The sequence below is a fragment of the Vibrio sp. 03_296 genome (assembly GCF_002265885.1).
Genome location: NZ_NPKW01001128.1, coordinates 1 through 373, shown reverse-complemented (window position 1 = coordinate 373; position 373 = coordinate 1). Strand labels below are relative to the sequence as shown.

Here is a 373-nt window from a genome sequence, read left to right as displayed (position 1 = left end):
GCCAATCTGCCTTATGTCATCGCTAACCCATTACACATCAAAAAGTTTTCTGGTGCTCTTGGCAATAAAGCGAAAAACGACCGCCTAGATGCGGCGCTTATCGCCCACTACGCCGAAGCAATCAAGCCAAAACTCACGCAATTAAAAAGTGAAAACATACGTTTAATGAGCGACTTAGTCACTAGACGAAACCAATTACTATCAATGCAAACGATGGAAAAGAATCGACATCAAATCCTTCCTCAATCACTTGCATCTTCAATCAAACCTATCTTAACTGCTCTCAAAATCAGATTGCAAAAGTAGAAAACAGAATCGAAAACTCATAGAAACTTGACCCTGACTACCAAGCTAAAAACGCGATACTGCAGAG

General features: G+C 40.8%; 1 pseudogene. It reads left to right on the top strand.

From position 1 onward, the window contains the following. A pseudogene (locus CIK04_RS30295) lies at positions 1–326 on the top strand (transposase); the annotation flags it as partial. Between the last annotated feature and the right edge of the window lie 47 nt (positions 327–373).